The organism is Rhodococcus sp. NPDC056516, assembly GCF_042794655.1.
Taxonomy (GTDB): domain Bacteria; phylum Actinomycetota; class Actinomycetes; order Mycobacteriales; family Mycobacteriaceae; genus Rhodococcus_F.
Genome location: NZ_JBHTTG010000008.1, coordinates 293,090 through 308,619, shown reverse-complemented (window position 1 = coordinate 308,619; position 15,530 = coordinate 293,090). Strand labels below are relative to the sequence as shown.

Below are 15,530 nucleotides of genomic sequence, written 5' to 3'. Positions count from 1 at the left end.
GGTCAAGATCCCTTCGCCGGCACGATCTGGAGGTACACCATCGTCAGAATCAGATTGGCGAAGAACAACAGCAGGAACGTGATGACGACGGCCTGGTTCACCGCCTCACCGACGCCCTTGGGGCCACCGGACGGGTGAAGTCCCTTGTACGCGGAGATCACACCTGCGATGACACCGAACACCGCGGCTTTGATCTCACCGCTCCAAATGTCCGGTAGCTGCGCAAAAGCTGAGAACGACGAGATGTAGGCACCGGGGTTACCGCCCTGCAGGATCACGTTGAAGAAGTAGCCGCCCGCGATACCGACCACGGACACCAGTCCGTTGAGCAGTACAGCGATCAGCACCATCGCGAGTACTCGCGGAACCACCAGGCGCTGAATCGGATTGATTCCGAGGACTTCCATCGCGTCGATCTCTTCGCGGATGGTTCGTGAACCGAGGTCGGCCGTCACGGCCGATCCGGCCGCACCGGCGACCAGCAGCGCTGTCACCAGAGGGCTACCCTGCTGGATCACCGCCAGGACGCTGGCCGCGCCGGTGAACGATTCTGCACCCAACTGCTTGATCAGCGAACCGGTCTGCAGTGAGACGACGGCGCCGAAAGGAATGGCTACCAATGCCGTCGGCAAAATCGTCACGCTGGCGATGAACCAGGCCTGCTCGATGAACTCACGGAACTGAAATGGACGCCGGAACGTATTCCTGACGACGTCGACAAACAGTTCGACGATGTTTCCGGCCTGAGTTAATGCTCCGTTGACCGGACTCAGAACCGAGTTGCGGGTAACCCCCATCCGATATGCCTACCCTTGCCCGTGTGTCGTGTTTCCGTAGGGATCGCCCTCGTATGCAGGAATGACCTGCGTGTCTTGCGAGTTGTCGTTCCACTCCCCCTGATAGCCGCTCGCTTCGGCGTACTGGGGATCGTACTGCCCAGTTCCGTCAACCTCGTCCAGGCTGTCCTGAATTGCCGCCTGAGCGTTAGCTGGGAGGGTGTGCATGATCTGGCGGACGCGCTCCTGGCGACGACGAACAGCCTGACGCTCCGGGTTTCCGGGCGTGGCCTTCATCTGCGGCACGATGCCCTCGACGTCGTCGACACCACCGGCGTGGTGACCGGCGTCGACTAGCGCCTGCTCGTGCGCCATCTGAGCCTCGTCCTTCTCCTCCGACATACCGATCGGGCCGATCATCGTTCCGTTGAGGAACTGCTTGACGACGGGTTCGTCCGAGGTGAGCAGAACCTCACGAGGACCGAACATCACCAACTGGCGACGGAAGAGCATGCCGATGTTGTCCGGCACCGTGCGCGCGAGGTTGATGTTGTGCGAGACGATCAGAATCGTCGCGTCGGACTGCGCGTTGATGTCGATCAGGGTCTGGCTGATGTACGTCGTACGCACCGGGTCCAGACCGGAGTCCGGCTCGTCGACGAGGATGATCTCGGGATCGAGAACGAGTGCACGCGCCAGACCGGCACGCTTGCGCATACCGCCGGAGATCTCGCCGGGGAGCTTGTCCTCGGCGCCGACCAGACCGGTGAGGTCCAACTTCTCCATCACGATCTTGCGGATATCGGATTCCGACTTCTTGGTGTGCTCACGAAGCGGGAAGGCGATGTTGTCGTACAAGTTCATCGAGCCGAACAGAGCGCCGTCCTGGAACAGAACGCCGAACAGTTTGCGGATCTCGTAGAGCTCCTTGGAGGAGCACTGCAGGATGTCCGTGCCGTCGATGACGATGGAGCCTTGTTCAGGGCGGAGCAGTCCGATCAGGGACTTCAGGAACACCGACTTACCGGTACCCGAAGGCCCGAGCAGTGCACTGACCTCACCCGCGGGAAGTGTCAACGACACGTCCTGCCAAATCCTCTGCGACCCGAAAGACTTTGTCAGTCCTTGTACCGCTACCTCGACTCCCACCATTACCTCCGCGACGTCCGTTGCATGCATGCACCCGTGTGGGTTGGGTCACTCTATCGCATGGGAGTGGTACCCGTGACTGCGAATACTACTAACGAGTAGGGAAGAAGCATAATTCGGGTCACAGCCTAGTTCGGACACCCCTCCCACCTGCATGGATTCCGACATATCGCCCGCGAAAAAAGTTCAAAAAAAGAGGGCCACTCCCCGTGGGGAGTGGCCCTCTTCGTTACTACTCGCGAAGAGCAGCGGGAAAACCGTCTTACTTGATGACGATCTTTGCGCCGGCAGCTTCGAGCTTTTCCTTGGCAGCCTCTGCGGCGTCCTTGGCAACCTTCTCGAGGATGGCCTTCGGAGCGCTCTCGACGAGGTCCTTGGCTTCCTTCAGGCCGAGGCCGGAAACGACCTCACGGACGACCTTGATGACCTGGATCTTCTTGTCGCCAGCCGACTCGAGGACGACGTCGAACTCGTCCTGCTCTTCAGCAGCTTCTGCGCCGGCAGCCGGTGCGCCTGCAGCGGCGACGGCGACGGGAGCAGCAGCGGTGACCTCGAAGGTCTCCTCGAATGCCTTAACGAACTCCGAGAGCTCGAGGAGGGTGAGCTCCTTGAACTGGTCCAACAACTCTTCGGTGCTGAGCTTCGCCATTGTGGCGGTCCTTCCTGTAAGTCCCATGTCGCTGATCCGCGACCGGGCGGGGTTATAGCAGTGATGCGCGGGTGCGGATCAGCTTTCGGCTTCGGCCTCGGCCGGAGCCTCGGTGGCAGCCTCTGCGGGGGCCTCTGCGGCTCCGCCTTCTGCGGCCTTCTTCTCCTGCAGTGCAGCAGCCAAACGGGCAAACTGCGAAGCGGGAGCATTGAACAGGCCTGCGGCCTTTGCCAAGTTGCCCTTCATCGCGCCGGCAAGCTTTGCCAACAGGATTTCGCGGGATTCGAGATCCGCGATCTTGTTGACCTCTTCCACGGACAGCGCAGCGCCGTCCATGTAGCCGCCCTTGATGATGAGCGCCTTGTTGTCCTTGGCGAAGTTCTTCAGAGCCTTCGCAGCGTCGACCGGTTCGCCCTTGATGAATGCAATGGCGGTCGGACCAACGAACAGGTCATCAAGGCCCTCGATGCCAGCCTCTGCGGCGGCACGCTTGACCAGGGTGTTCTTGGCGACGGAGTAGGTGGCACCTTCTCCGAGAGCGCGTCGCAGTGTCGTGATGTTGCCAACCGAAAGGCCACGGTATTCCGTGACCACAGCGGCGGTCGAACCCTTGAACTGCTCGGTGATTTCCGCAACTGCGGAAACCTTCTCAGGCTTTGCCATACTTCGCCTCCTCTCGTGAGCGTCGTTGTCCCACTCAGGAACCGCTGCACCTCATCGGGGATGAACCCGAGAAGACACAACCCGCGACATGCAAAACGCCCCGGCGCAAGCGCACGGGGCGTACAGAGGAAACATGAAGAAGAGGCTTACGAATCAGCGTAACGATGCAACGCAAAGCAGTGCACAACCAGGCAAACTGTAGAACCACTACATCAAGCTATCCCCCTACCTCGTTCACCTACGTGGGCCGCCGGGCACTCCCGGACTTTCAACCACACTCATCACTGAGCGCAATCACCAACGGTCTTGGGTAGAACATGATTTTGGGGTGAAGTTCATATCCAGCACTGAACTCCGCGTCGAAGACTACCTGACTGCTCGCTGCATAACCAAATCGGGTTCGTCACGCCCCGCTTCTTCACGCACCTATAGCCCTGGCGATCTTGTGCTCGATCTCCGCCCGAGCACGATCCGGCAAGACAAGCAGTCCTTCGAGTTCCTTGTGGGCCTTCCTGTACGCGCTCTGACGTTCCTGCGGCGTCGCGCCCTCGTCCATGGCCAGTCGCAACAGACGCTGCGCTCGTACCAGACGCTCTTGTTCGACGAGGGTGAAGCCGCTGCGTCGGCGGCGTTTGGCTTCCGCTTCCGCGATTTCGAAGGCGATCGCGTAAGCGTGCACCGACTCGCGGTACTCGGTTTGTGCCTGCTCGTTACCGATCATCGTCTCCGGATTGCCTGGTCGGAGGAGATCGGCACGATATTTGGCTCGATGAAAATCGGCGGTCAACGGCTCGCGCATGTCCGTCATCATCGGGGTGTCGAGCAGCGTGACCGGGTCGAGCTCGTACGAGAACCATCTTGCGTCGATTTCGTCGTGCTGTTCGACGGCTTTCGCCAGCTCGCGACGCTGTGTGTCCTCGTCGGCGTGATGTTGTGCGTTGGCTTGGGCGATGGCGACCTTGGTCTGCTGTTTGAGCCGGAAACGCTCCTGCCGGCGCTCGATCCGCCTTTCGTTGGCAACCGCGACACCTTTCAGCGCCCCACCGATGGTGCCGCCGAAAACGAACAGCAGCCACCAGAAATTTCCGAGGAACTGGAACGCTTCGTGCATACACCCGGTGATGCCACCGCTAGATCGATACCACCGCTGGACCGATACCACCGGCAGGGATCACCCTCTCCCGAAACAGACAAGAAGGCCGGCAGGGAGTGATCCCTGCCGGCCTTCTTGTTCGTATGCGGACTGCTTACGCGTCTGCAGCATCCTCGAGGAGGTTGCGAGTACGGTTCGGATCCACCGGGATGCCCGGACCGGTGGTGGTCGAGACCGTGATCTTCTTCACGTAGCGGCCCTTGGCCGACGAGGGCTTCGCACGCAGGATCTCGTCCAGGGCTGCGCCGTAGTTCTCCACCAGCTTCTCATCGTCGAACGATGCCTTGCCGATGACGAAGTGCAGGTTGGCCTGCTTGTCGACGCGGAAGTTGATCTTTCCGCCCTTGATGTCGTTGACAGCCTTGGTGACATCCGCCGTGACGGTGCCCGTCTTCGGGTTCGGCATCAGGCCACGCGGTCCGAGGACACGGGCGATGCGGCCGACCTTGGCCATCTGATCAGGAGTCGCGATTGCGGCGTCGAAATCGACCCATCCACCCTGGATGCGCTCGATCAGGTCTTCTGCACCGACTACGTCAGCGCCTGCAGCCTCTGCTTCTGCTGCCTTCTCGCCAACAGCGAACACGATGACGCGAGCGGTCTTACCGGTGCCGTGGGGCAGGTTGACCGTTCCGCGGACCATCTGGTCAGCCTTACGGGGGTCGACGCCCAGACGAACTGCAACCTCAACGGTTGCATCCATCTTGGTGGACGACGTCTCCTTGGCGAGCTTTGCGGCCTGAAGCGGGCTGTAGAGCTTGTCTGCGTCGATCTTCTCAGCGGCGGCGAGGTACGCCTTGCTGCGCTTTGCCATTTGTTCTGTCCTTACTTATCACTGCAGTGAGTTACTTGGTGCAGTGGTGAATGGTTCAGTTGTGGTCGGGGCCTGGCCGGCCCTCCCACGTAATGCTGTGGAGCGGGCTACTAGCCCTGGACCGTGATGCCCATGGAGCGAGCGGTGCCGGCGATGATCTTCGCGGCCTGCTCGATGTCATTGGCATTGAGGTCTTCAGCCTTGGTCTTCGCGATTTCGCGCACCTGATCCATGGTCACCGAGGCAACCTTGGTCTTGTGCGGTTCGCCGGAGCCCTTGGCGACGCCGGCTGCCTTGAGGAGCAGCTTGGCGGCGGGAGGGGTCTTCAGCTTGAAATCGAAGGTCCGGTCTTCGTAGACCGAGATCTCGACCGGCACAACGTTGCCGCGCTGGGACTCAGTCGCCGCGTTGTAGGCCTTGCAGAACTCCATGATGTTCACGCCGTGCTGACCGAGCGCGGGACCCACGGGAGGTGCAGGGTTAGCCTGACCTGCCTGGATCTGCAGCTTGATGAGCCCGGCGAGCTTCTTCTTCTTTGGGGGCATCTCTAGTTCCTAGTTTCTAGCTTGGGTGTGTGTCTTGCGTCGAACAAATTGCAAGTTTTGGGGTGGTCAGATCTTCGCGACCTGGTTGAAGTTGAGCTCAACCGGGGTTTCACGACCGAAGATCGACACGAGAACCTTGAGCTTCTGCTGCTCGCCGTTGACCTCGCTGATGCTGGCCGGAAGGGTTGCGAACGGACCGTCCATGACGGTGACCGACTCGCCGACCTCGAAGTCGACCTCGATGAGGGGCTTGCCGAAGGACTCGGACGGTGCCTCGCCTGCTGCGACGGCGGCCGCTGCAGCCTGCTGCTTCTTCTGCTCCTGCTGCGGGAGCAGGAACTTGACGACCTCGTTGAGGGTCAGCGGCGAGGGACGCGACGTTGCACCGACAAAACCGGTGACACCAGGCGTGTTGCGCACTGCGCCCCACGACTCGTCGTTGAGCTCCATGCGAACGAGGATGTATCCGGGCAGAACCTTGCGGTTGACCTGCTTGCGCTGGCCGTTCTTGATCTCGGTGACCTCTTCGGTGGGAACTTCCACCTGGAAGATGTAGTCACCGACGTCGAGGTTCTGAACGCGAGTCTCGAGGTTGGTCTTGACCTTGTTCTCGTAACCGGCGTACGAGTGGATGACGTACCAGTCACCCGGGGCGCGACGCAGCGCAGCCTTGAGTTCGGCAACGGGATCCTCCACCTCGAGTTCGGCGGCGGGAGCGGCCTCGTCGGAGTTCTCGGCATCGTCGGAGATGACGTCCTCGGTCGCTGCAGCGTCTGCATCAGTGCCTTCGGCAACGTCTGCATCGGTGCCTTCGGCAACCACGACGTCTACTTCGGCTGCCGCCTCGGCAGAAACACGCTCTTCGGCCAAAGCCTCATTCGTGTCGTTCTCGGGGGTGCTCACTGGGGCACTCGCTTCCTCTCGTTACTCGGACCCGGGTCGGGTCTTGTCGCGCTCGCAGGCAAAGACGCCCGACTGCTACGGCGATCAGCCGAACAGCCAGGTGACACCCTTGATCACAGCGATATCGACGCCGCTGATGAAAGCGACCATGAAGACCACGAACGTCAGCACGACGCTGGTGTAGGTGATCATCTGCTTGCGGTTCGGCCAGATGACCTTACGGAGTTCTGCGATGACCTCGCGGAAGAATTTGCGCAGGCGCTTGAAGATGTTGTCTTTCTTCGCCTTGGGCTTCTTGCCGGGGTTCGTTGCAGTCGGCTTGGCCGATGATGTCCGGGATGCCGTCCGTGCCGGAGTCTTCACGGTGGACGCGCTGACCGAGGCGCCGCGTGCAGCGCGCTTGCCGGTCGGCTTGTTGGAAACCCCACTGGATGCGGAGGGGGCCTCGTCGGCACCGTCCTTGTCCAGCGACAGATCGGAACGCGTAGTCGCGTCAGCTGCAGTGTCGTCGACATCGGTCGAATCGGCAGACGGTGAAGTCTCCGCATCCGAAGTGTCGGCGTCGCGCTTGGCGCGCTCCTCGCTCACGTCGTTCCTCTCAGTCGCTGGCATCCGGGGGCAGGGGCGACAGGACTTGAACCTGCAACCTGCGGTTTTGGAGACCGCTGCTCTGCCAGTTGAGCTACGCCCCTTTGGTTGACCTCGACAGGTAGACCCTGCCTGAATCAACCGTTCTGCGATCACACAACATACGCGCTACCCGAGGTGAATGCCTTGCAACATTCAGGGCAGCGCGCAGCGCTGAGGAATCCCAGAAATCTCAGTGTACTTCAAAGCCCCGGAACAAACACAATCCGCCCTGCGATCAGGCTAGACGGACCGTGGCAGTGGCACGACCGAAGATCTTCTTACCTTCGGACTTGGCCACGATTGCCAGTACTGCGGTCTTGCTTTCTTCGTCGACCGACTTCACCTTGGCGGTGAAATCGATCTCGGCAGCCTTGTCGGCCGCCACGATGACCGGGCTCGTGAACCGTACGTTGTACTCGGTCACTGCGCCCGGATCTCCCAGCCATTCGGTGACGTAACCGGCACCGATGCCCATGGAGAGCATGCCGTGCGCAACCACGTCCGGCAAGCCGGCAAGTCGTGCAACCTCGTCGCTGAAGTGAATCGGGTTCGGATCTCCCGAGACACCGGCATAGTTGGCGAGGTTTCCGCGTGTCAGAGTCACGGACTTCTCGGGGAGAAGTTCGCCGACACTCACGTCGGAGAATTTACGAAGCGACATGCATCATCACGCCCTTGACTGCGTGGGCGATGTTCTCGTCCACTTCCCCACCGGTTCGAGCGACAAGCGTTGTCCACGTGGTGACAACTGCCTCGTCGTTCTGATCGGTGATGATGTTCTTGGTCACGATGATGTCGCTACCTGCGGCCTGCCTGAACGAATCCAGGAAGACATCGCAGAAGAGTCGGTCACCGACCTGCATGGGCTTGTGCAGCACCAAACGCTGATCGGTCTGAAGAATCTGACTCAAGTCGTAGCCAGTGACGATCTCTTCGAACAGACGTCGCTGAGCAATGGCACCCACGATTGCGACAAAAGTGATGGGAGCAATCAGACCGTCGTATCCGAGGCCTTTGGCTGCCGACTCGTCGTAGTGCGCGGGATGCGCGTCCTGGACGGCGCGAGCGAACTCGCGCACCTTCTCGCGTCCGACCTCGTAGAAGTCTTCGACACGATAGTGATGACCGACCATCTGGACGGCATGAGCGGCCGGGTCCGTAGGGACCTCGGCCGCTGCCTGGTTCTCTTGCAAATCTGTCACGCGGTGAGACTCTCTTCTAGCTAGGACCCGAAGACGCAGGCCCGGAGAGGGTCTTCCGCGAAAATCGTCGTCCGGTTAAGGACTTACTACTTCGACTCGCGGTGCGACTGGTGGGTTCCGCAGTTGGGGCAGAACTTCTTGAGCTCCAGGCGATCGGGGTCGTTGCGCCGATTCTTCTTGGTGATGTAGTTGCGGTGCTTGCATACCTCGCAGGCCAAGGTGATCTTGGGCCGAACGTCGGTCGAGGAGGCCACGGGATGCCTTCTTTCGGGTGTATCTGATTACGAGCAATCAGGGTGGATCATGCATATTGTGTAGCGGTGACCGGACTTGAACCGGCGACGCAACGATTATGAGTCGTTTGCTCTACCAACTGAGCTACACCGCCTCGGTGTCGAGTGTCGCGCGGAAAGCACGGCACCACAATCCAGCGAGCCCCCTAACGGAATCGAACCGTTGACCTTTTCCTTACCATGGAAACGCTCTACCGACTGAGCTAAGGGGGCGTGGCTCAGGAGTGCGTTGCCGCTCTCTTGAAGCCTCCGAAAGATTACACACGAACGAGCGCCAGCACCAAATCCGCTGGTCATCGGGGCAAAAATGGTGCCGGAGCCCATTCTTGCACCGATCGGGGCCTGTGGCGAGGGCTTTGCGAGAACCAACTTGGCCCCGCACTCGCCCGGAGTCCTGCACTGAGCCGCAGCAGGTACGCGTCACCTGCCATCCGCCGACATCGGAACAAGCACAAAAAAGTCAGCCCCGATTCTCGGAAAGAGAATCGGGGCTGACTTGGTGTGGCAGATGTAGGATTCGAACCTACGTAGGCATAAGCCGACGGATTTACAGTCCGCTCCCATTGGCCGCTCGGGCAATCTGCCGTGCTTGCACCAGGCTTCGATCCGGCGCATTCGCAAGTATATCGCGACGTGCGGCGGCCGAAAACGGCTTCCTCGGTGCGGTGAGAAGAATACAACGAACACACCCCCATTTTGCAAACCGGGTGGTAACGGGCGGTGCCGACCCGATAACGTCGAGGTGTCCACCGGTATGGAAGGTGGGCGGAACTCGATGTTCGTGAACTACCGGAAAGCGGGAGTGTGAAGTGGCTGATTCGTCCTTCGACGTGGTGAGCAAAGTAGACCGTCAAGAGGTGGACAACGCTCTGCATCAGGCTGCCAAGGAGTTGACCACGCGTTTCGACTTCCGAAACACGGGAGCGTCGATCGAGTGGTCTGGTGAAGAGACGATCACGTTGAACGCCGACACCGAGGAGCGACTGCTGGCCGCCCTCGACGTGTTCAAGGAGAAGCTGATCCGTCGTGGCATCTCGCTGAAGGCATTCGATGCCGGCGAGCCGGCGCAGTCCGGAAAGATCTACAAGCTGTCCGGAACCTTGGTCCAGGGCATCACCAGCGAGAACGCGAAGAAGATCACCAAGAAGATCCGCGACGAGGGCCCCAAGGGCGTCAAGGCGCAGATCCAGGGTGAAGAGCTTCGGGTGAGTAGCAAGAAGCGCGACGACCTCCAGGGTGTCATCTCCCTGCTCAAGGGTGAGGACTTCGGGATCGCCCTGCAGTTCGTGAACTACCGGTAGTAGGGGCTGCGCCCCTGTGCGCGGTTAGGTAGTCCTGGGACTACCTAACCGCGCACAGGGGCCGAAGGCCCTACATCCCGGCCATCTTCTCCAACCGCTCGATCCGGTCCGCCATGGGCGGATGCGTCGAGAACAGCTTGCTCACCTTGTCCCCCGCTCTGAAGGGGTTGGCGATCATCAGGTGGGACTGCGCCGCGAGCTTGGGCTCAGGCGGCAACGGCGCGGCTGCGACGCCAGACTCGAGCTTGCGCAGCGCCGACGCCAACGCCAGCGGGTCACCGGTGAGCTCGGCTCCCGATTGATCCGCCTGGTACTCGCGAGAGCGCGAGACGGCCAGCTTGACCACGGTTGCCGCGATCGGTCCCAGCAGGGAGACGAGCAGCAGCGCGATCGGATTGCTTCCCTGCCCGTTCCCTCGGCCACCGAAGATGCTCGCGTACATGGCGAAGTTGGCCAGGCCCGAGATGACGCTGGCCATCGCGCCGGCCACGGACGAGATCAAAATGTCCCGGTTGTAGACGTGAGAGAGTTCGTGCCCGAGCACGGCACGCAGTTCGCGTTCGTTCAGGATCTGCATGATGCCGCTGGTCACGCACACCGCGGCGTGCCGAGGGCTACGACCGGTGGCAAACGCGTTCGGGGCGTTCGTGGGGCTGATGTACAGCCTGGGCATCGGTTGGTGCGCCGTCGTGGCGAGTTCGCGCACGATCCGGTAGATCGCCGGTGCCTCGACCTCGGTGATGGGCTGGGCGCGCATCGATCGAAGCGCCAGCTTGTCGCTGTTGAAGTACAGGTATGCATTCATGCCGACGGCAAAGAGTACGGATCCCCACAGAAGCATCGGGCTGTTGAACAGCGAGCCGATGAAGACGATCAGCGCCGACATCCCCACCAACAACCCGAATGTCTTCGCACCGTTCGCGTAGCCGTGCAAACCGCTCACCTCTTGCCTCGCCGGAGCCGAAGGCTCACCCGAACTCCCCGGCGTGTGCACCGGTTCTGTTCAGTCAACGAAGGACAGGGCCATCAGGGTTCCCACCCAGAGCTCGTCGGGGTTTCCCCCCGGAAGCCCCGATTCGTCGAGGTGTCAGCCGACTCGTTCGATCGTGTAGTCCACGAGACGAACCAGCGCTTCGTTTGCAGGCCCCTGGGGCAGTTCGGCCAACTGAGCCTTGGCCGCGACGGCGTACTCGCCCAGCTTTGCCTTCGCCTTGACCATGCCCGGCGAACGCTCGAGCAGTTCGAGGGCTTCTTCTACCAGGGCGTCTTCGGTTACCGGACCCGCGAGCAGCTCGCGCAGACGATCTGCGTCGGCCCCTTCTTCGCGGAATGCGTACAGGACGGGCAGGGTGTGGACGCCCTCACGCAGGTCGGTGCCGGGCGTCTTGCCGGACTGCGCCGAGACGGACGAGATGTCGATGATGTCGTCGGAGATCTGGAACGCGGTGCCGACGGCATCACCCAGGCGCTCGAGGCGCTCGATGTGAGCTGCGTCGGCGCCGGAGAAGGTGCCGCCGAAGCGTCCCGAGGCAGCGATCAGCGAACCGGTCTTCTCCCACACGACCTTGAGGTAGTGCTCGACCGGATCCTGCTCCTTCTTGACGCCGATCGTCTCGCGCATCTGGCCGGTGACCAGCTCGGCGAAGGTTTCGGCGATGATCCGAACTGCTTCGGGTCCGAGCGTCGACACCAGTCGTGACGCGTGCGCGAACAAGTAGTCGCCGGCCAGGATCGCCACGCTGTTGCCCCAGCGGGCGTTGGCGCTGGGTGCCCCGCGGCGCATGGACGCCTCGTCCATGACGTCGTCGTGATAGAGCGTCGCGAGGTGAACGAGTTCGGTGACGGTCGCTGCGGTGATGATCGACGGATCGTTCGGCACCGGTCCGAGCTGCGCGGTCAGGATCGTGAACAACGGACGGAAGCGCTTTCCACCGGCTCGCGCGAGGTGCAGCGCGGCCTCGGTGAGGAAGTCTTCGCCGTCGGACAGCTCGCTGACCAACAACTCCTCGACATCGGAGAGTCCACCACGCACTACTGCGGCGAGCTGTTCGTCGCCCAGGTCGATGCCTGCAACGACGGTGCTCGATGCGGTTGCGTCGGCAGCAGTCTTTTCGGTGCTCACGATGTCAGTACCCATTCCTGTCGTCAGTGACGGCTCGGTTCCCACGGTAGTGAACCTAGCGGTTCGCACTCGGGACGGCCTCGCCACGGTGGCGATCGCGAGCCTGAGAAGATGTGAGTGTGTCCGTAGAAGAGCAGTCCCCCGTCGTCGATTCGCTTCCGACCGAAACCGACATTGTGGTCATCGGCGCAGGTCCCGCGGGTTCTTCGGCCGCGGCATGGGCCGCCCGCAGCGGCCGAGACGTCGTTCTGGTGGACGCTGCCGTCTTCCCGCGAGACAAGACTTGTGGTGATGGACTCACTCCGCGCGCCGTAGCCGAACTGGATCTCCTCGGCCTCGGCGAGTGGGTTCGGTCACATACGACGAACAAGGGCCTGCGGTTGTCCGGCTTCGGACAAGAACTCGAACTCGAGTGGCCAGGAACGTCGTTTCCACCGATCGGCAGCGCCATCCCCCGCACCGAACTCGACGACGCCATTCGCCGGTGCGCCGTCGAATCCGGCGCGGTCATGGTCGAGGGCACTAAAGCAGTGGACGTCGAACTCGACGGTGATCGAGTAGCCGCCGTCGTACTCGCCGGCCCCTCGGGACGCAGCACCCTTCGTTGTCGGACGCTGATCATCGCCGACGGTGTTCGCTCGACGCTCGGCAAGAAGCTGGGACGGCAGTGGCACCGGGACACCGCGTACGGCGTCGCCGCACGCGCGTATGTCGCAACGCCGCGCAGCGCCGATCCGTGGATCACCTCGCATCTGGAACTGCGGGACGGTGAGGGCACGTTGCAGGCGGGGTACGGCTGGATCTTCCCGCTCGGTACCGGCGAGGTGAACATCGGCGTCGGGACACTGGCGACGTCCAAGCGTCCGGCACCAGGTGCCCTGCGACCCTTGCTCGACCTCTACACCGATCAGCGCCGAAGCGAGTGGCAGTGGAGCAGCGAAATACATTCCGTCGCTTCGGCTTTGCTACCCATGGGCGGCGCCGTCTCCAACATCGCCGGACGCAACTGGGCCGTGATCGGTGACGCCGCAGCGTGCGTGAACCCGCTCAACGGTGAGGGCATCGACTACGGCCTCGAAGGCGGACGCTTGGTGGTCGAAGCGCTCGGCGCCGACGATCTGACGCAGCTGTGGCCGATCGTGCTGCGGGAGCATTACGGGCAGGCGTTCTCGGTCGCGCGCCGACTCGCAGGACTGCTGACGGTTCCGCAGTTCCTGCCCGCGTCGGGTCCGATTGCGATGCGCTCACGGGCACTGATGACGGTCGCCGTTCGGGTGATGGGAAACCTCGTCACCGACGCCGACGCCGATCTGACAGCGAAGGCATGGCGCGCGTCAGGGGCCGCGTCGAGAAAGATCGACTCCCGACCGCTGTTCGGTTGAGCAACTGCTGTGCGCCTTTATTAACCGCCGGGGGTTAATAAAGGCGCACAGCAGTCAGGCAGTGGCGTAATGCAGCGCCACGATGCCGCCGGTGAGGTTGCGCCACTTGACGTTCTTCCACCCGGCGGCCTCGATCTTGCGTGCCAGCTCTTCCTGGGTCGGCCAGGCGCGGATCGATTCGGCGAGGTAGATGTAGGCGTCGGGGTTGCTGCTGACAGTGCGTGCGACCTGCGGGAGCGCCTTCATGAGGTACTCCATGTAGATCGTGCGGAACGGCCCGAAGACGGGCGTCGAGAACTCGCTGACGACGAGGCGTCCGCCCGGCTTGGTGACGCGGGCGATCTCACGCAGTCCGGCCTCGAAGTCGGAGACGTTGCGCAGGCCGAAGGAAATCGTCGCGGCATCGAACACGTTGTCGGCGTAGGGCAGGTACATCGCGTCACCCGCGACCATCGGGACCTTGCGCGAGATTCCAGCCTTGAGCATTCCCTTGGAGAAGTCGGTGGCGACGCACCAGGCACCGGAGCGCCCCAGCTCGACGGTCGAGACACCGGTTCCGGCAGCGAGGTCGAGCACCTTCTCGCCCGGCTTCAGGTCGAGGGCTTCGCGGGTGGCCTTGCGCCAACCCTTGTCCTGGCCGAAGGACAGCACGGTGTTGGTGAGGTCGTATCGCTCCGCGACGTCGTCGAACATCGACGCGACTTCGTGCGGTTGCTTCTCGAGAGTTGCTCGGGTTCCGTGTGTAGTGGCCACACCCGAAACGCTACCAACCCTCGGGCAGCGAGGGCGTTCAGGCTGCTCTGGCACCCGTTCGCCGCCTGAGGCCCTGCACGTCCTCGTAGTGACGGAGCAGCTCTTCGCAGATGGCCGGCCAGGTGCGGTGCAGCACCGAGCGCCTCGCTGCGGAGCCGAACTGCACTCGCAGATCACGCTGGCGAAGTGCGTCGACAGCGCTGGGCAGGAGTTCGGTAAACCTGTCCGTCGGCAGGAGGTAGCCGTTGCGGCAATGCGAGATCAGGTCACGCGGGCCACCGGCGTCCGGGCCGACGACGGGCACACCGCTCGCGAGCGCTTCCTGAACCGCCTGGCAGAAGGTCTCGTGCTCGCCGGGGTGAACGAACACGTCCAGGCTGGCGTAAGCGTCAGCAAGCGCGGTACCGCCGAGTTGTCCGGTGAAGATCGCGTCCGGCATCAGTCGCTGCAGATTCTGGCGGTCCGGGCCGTCGCCGACGACGACGATCTGCACACTGGGATCGCCGGCCAGCGCCGCCAATCGTTCGACGTGCTTTTCGGGCGCGAGGCGACCGACGAAGCCGACCACCAGCTGATCACTGTCGCCGATCCAGGACTGGCGCAAAGCCGAGCTACGACGCGAAGGCGCGAATCGCTGTGCGTCGACGCCGCGGGCCCACCGGTGGACACGCGGAATGCCGTGCTCTTCGAGGGCGTCGACTGCCGACGTGGAGGGCGCGAGGGTCCTGTTGCAGCTCTTGTGGATTCGACGGGTCCACGCCCACGCGGCGCGACTGGTGACGCCCAGCCCGTAGCTTTCGGCGAATCCAGCGACATCGGTCTGGTAAACCGCGACGGTGGGGATTCCGAGGCGTTTGGCGACGGCGACTCCCCCGGCACCGAGCAGGAACGGTGACGCCAGATGTACGACGTCGGGCGCGAAGGTCCGCACGGCCGTCGTCAGACGCGGTTGTGGCAGGCCGACTGGGAGTGAACTGACTTTGGGCACCATGACAGCGGGCACCCGAACCACCTGAACACCTTCGTGTTCGGTGGCGGCAGAGGTGTCGGATCCGACAGTGTCCGGCGCAATGACCATGGCGTCGTGGCCAGTGCGATCTAGGTGTTCGAGCACGCGTAGTACCGAGTTGGTGACGCCGTTCATGTTGGGCAGGAATGACTCCGCAACGATGGCTACTCTCACACCGAGAACGGT

At 62.3% G+C, this 15,530-nt stretch carries 18 protein-coding genes and 4 tRNA genes; 2 read left to right on the top strand and 20 right to left on the bottom strand.

All coding sequences use genetic code 11. The features are described from left to right. Window positions 1-2: 2 nt before the first annotated feature. The 16 genes from ACFQ6Y_RS24915 to ACFQ6Y_RS24840 all read right to left on the bottom strand — a co-directional run bounded on the left by ACFQ6Y_RS24915 (window position 3) and on the right by ACFQ6Y_RS24840 (window position 9,362). Window positions 3-797 carry an ABC transporter permease gene (locus tag ACFQ6Y_RS24915; protein WP_003942038.1) on the bottom strand — a complete coding sequence of 265 codons (795 nt, stop codon included), beginning with the start codon at window positions 795-797 and terminating at the stop codon, window positions 3-5. 9 nt (window positions 798-806) lie between these two features. Beyond that, complete coding sequence (locus ACFQ6Y_RS24910; protein WP_007728450.1) at window positions 807-1,928, bottom strand: ABC transporter ATP-binding protein; 1,122 nt, start codon at window positions 1,926-1,928, stop codon at window positions 807-809. A 259-nt stretch (window positions 1,929-2,187) separates the two neighbouring features. Continuing rightward, entirely contained in the window at window positions 2,188-2,574 is a 387-nt protein-coding gene (rplL, locus tag ACFQ6Y_RS24905) for a 50S ribosomal protein L7/L12 (protein WP_003941857.1), read from the bottom strand. Between the two features lie 78 nt (window positions 2,575-2,652). Beyond that, the gene (rplJ, locus tag ACFQ6Y_RS24900; RefSeq protein ID WP_378447180.1) at window positions 2,653-3,237 is read right to left on the bottom strand and encodes a 50S ribosomal protein L10; all 585 of its coding nucleotides are present in this window, start codon (window positions 3,235-3,237) and stop codon (window positions 2,653-2,655) included. Between the two features lie 418 nt (window positions 3,238-3,655). Continuing rightward, complete coding sequence (locus ACFQ6Y_RS24895) at window positions 3,656-4,348, bottom strand: hypothetical protein (protein WP_378638333.1); 693 nt, start codon at window positions 4,346-4,348, stop codon at window positions 3,656-3,658. A gap of 136 nt (window positions 4,349-4,484) precedes the next feature. Beyond that, a complete protein-coding gene (gene rplA, locus ACFQ6Y_RS24890; RefSeq protein WP_003941982.1) occupies window positions 4,485-5,204 on the bottom strand; it encodes a 50S ribosomal protein L1 in 720 nt (239 codons plus the stop codon). Between the two features lie 110 nt (window positions 5,205-5,314). After that, window positions 5,315-5,749 (bottom strand): 50S ribosomal protein L11, encoded by a 435-nt coding sequence (rplK, locus tag ACFQ6Y_RS24885; protein ID WP_003941896.1) that lies wholly within the window; start codon window positions 5,747-5,749, stop codon window positions 5,315-5,317. Between the two features lie 66 nt (window positions 5,750-5,815). Beyond that, window positions 5,816-6,652: a transcription termination/antitermination protein NusG gene (gene nusG / locus ACFQ6Y_RS24880; protein ID WP_003942049.1), complete on the bottom strand. Its 837-nt coding sequence runs from the start codon at window positions 6,650-6,652 to the stop codon at window positions 5,816-5,818. Between the two features lie 84 nt (window positions 6,653-6,736). Next, on the bottom strand, window positions 6,737-7,240 hold the full coding sequence (secE, locus tag ACFQ6Y_RS24875; protein ID WP_378638328.1) for a preprotein translocase subunit SecE: 504 nt from the start codon (window positions 7,238-7,240) through the stop codon (window positions 6,737-6,739). A 31-nt stretch (window positions 7,241-7,271) separates the two neighbouring features. Beyond that, window positions 7,272-7,344, bottom strand: a tRNA-Trp gene (locus ACFQ6Y_RS24870). Window positions 7,345-7,517: 173 nt separating this feature from the next. Further along, on the bottom strand, window positions 7,518-7,943 hold the full coding sequence (gene hadB / locus ACFQ6Y_RS24865) for a (3R)-hydroxyacyl-ACP dehydratase subunit HadB (protein WP_230812146.1): 426 nt from the start codon (window positions 7,941-7,943) through the stop codon (window positions 7,518-7,520). Beyond that, the gene (gene hadA, locus ACFQ6Y_RS24860) at window positions 7,930-8,484 is read right to left on the bottom strand and encodes a (3R)-hydroxyacyl-ACP dehydratase subunit HadA (protein ID WP_378638323.1); all 555 of its coding nucleotides are present in this window, start codon (window positions 8,482-8,484) and stop codon (window positions 7,930-7,932) included. The genes hadB and hadA overlap by 14 nt, the downstream gene beginning before the upstream one ends. Before the next feature lie 86 nt (window positions 8,485-8,570). Next, window positions 8,571-8,738, bottom strand: a complete 168-nt coding sequence (gene rpmG, locus ACFQ6Y_RS24855; RefSeq protein WP_003941903.1) for a 50S ribosomal protein L33 — start codon at window positions 8,736-8,738, stop codon at window positions 8,571-8,573. Between the two features lie 61 nt (window positions 8,739-8,799). Further along, window positions 8,800-8,872, bottom strand: a tRNA-Met gene (locus ACFQ6Y_RS24850). 45 nt (window positions 8,873-8,917) lie between these two features. Beyond that, window positions 8,918-8,990: transfer RNA gene (locus ACFQ6Y_RS24845), tRNA-Thr, on the bottom strand. A 289-nt stretch (window positions 8,991-9,279) separates the two neighbouring features. After that, a tRNA-Tyr gene (locus ACFQ6Y_RS24840) sits at window positions 9,280-9,362 on the bottom strand. Between the two features lie 224 nt (window positions 9,363-9,586). Here ACFQ6Y_RS24840 and ACFQ6Y_RS24835 point away from each other — a divergent pair. Then, window positions 9,587-10,078, top strand: a complete 492-nt coding sequence (locus tag ACFQ6Y_RS24835; RefSeq protein WP_378638319.1) for a YajQ family cyclic di-GMP-binding protein — start codon at window positions 9,587-9,589, stop codon at window positions 10,076-10,078. A 70-nt stretch (window positions 10,079-10,148) separates the two neighbouring features. Here the strand turns inward: ACFQ6Y_RS24835 and htpX are convergent, their stop codons facing one another. Together htpX and ACFQ6Y_RS24825 are read right to left on the bottom strand one after the other, a co-directional pair. After that, window positions 10,149-11,012 (bottom strand): zinc metalloprotease HtpX, encoded by an 864-nt coding sequence (htpX, locus tag ACFQ6Y_RS24830; protein WP_378537821.1) that lies wholly within the window; start codon window positions 11,010-11,012, stop codon window positions 10,149-10,151. 153 nt (window positions 11,013-11,165) lie between these two features. Then, window positions 11,166-12,215, bottom strand: coding sequence for a polyprenyl synthetase family protein (locus ACFQ6Y_RS24825; RefSeq protein ID WP_037129929.1), 1,050 nt, complete (start codon window positions 12,213-12,215; stop codon window positions 11,166-11,168). Window positions 12,216-12,319: 104 nt separating this feature from the next. Here ACFQ6Y_RS24825 and ACFQ6Y_RS24820 point away from each other — a divergent pair, with 104 nt between their 5' ends. Then, window positions 12,320-13,582: a geranylgeranyl reductase family protein gene (locus ACFQ6Y_RS24820; RefSeq protein ID WP_378548840.1), complete on the top strand. Its 1,263-nt coding sequence runs from the start codon at window positions 12,320-12,322 to the stop codon at window positions 13,580-13,582. A 54-nt stretch (window positions 13,583-13,636) separates the two neighbouring features. Here ACFQ6Y_RS24820 and ACFQ6Y_RS24815 read toward each other — a convergent pair whose 3' ends face one another. Both ACFQ6Y_RS24815 and ACFQ6Y_RS24810 read right to left on the bottom strand, forming a co-directional pair. Continuing rightward, a complete protein-coding gene (locus tag ACFQ6Y_RS24815) occupies window positions 13,637-14,335 on the bottom strand; it encodes a demethylmenaquinone methyltransferase (RefSeq protein WP_378638314.1) in 699 nt (232 codons plus the stop codon). A gap of 37 nt (window positions 14,336-14,372) precedes the next feature. Next, window positions 14,373-15,518 (bottom strand): glycosyltransferase family 4 protein, encoded by a 1,146-nt coding sequence (locus ACFQ6Y_RS24810; protein WP_378638310.1) that lies wholly within the window; start codon window positions 15,516-15,518, stop codon window positions 14,373-14,375. Window positions 15,519-15,530: the final 12 nt, after the last annotated feature.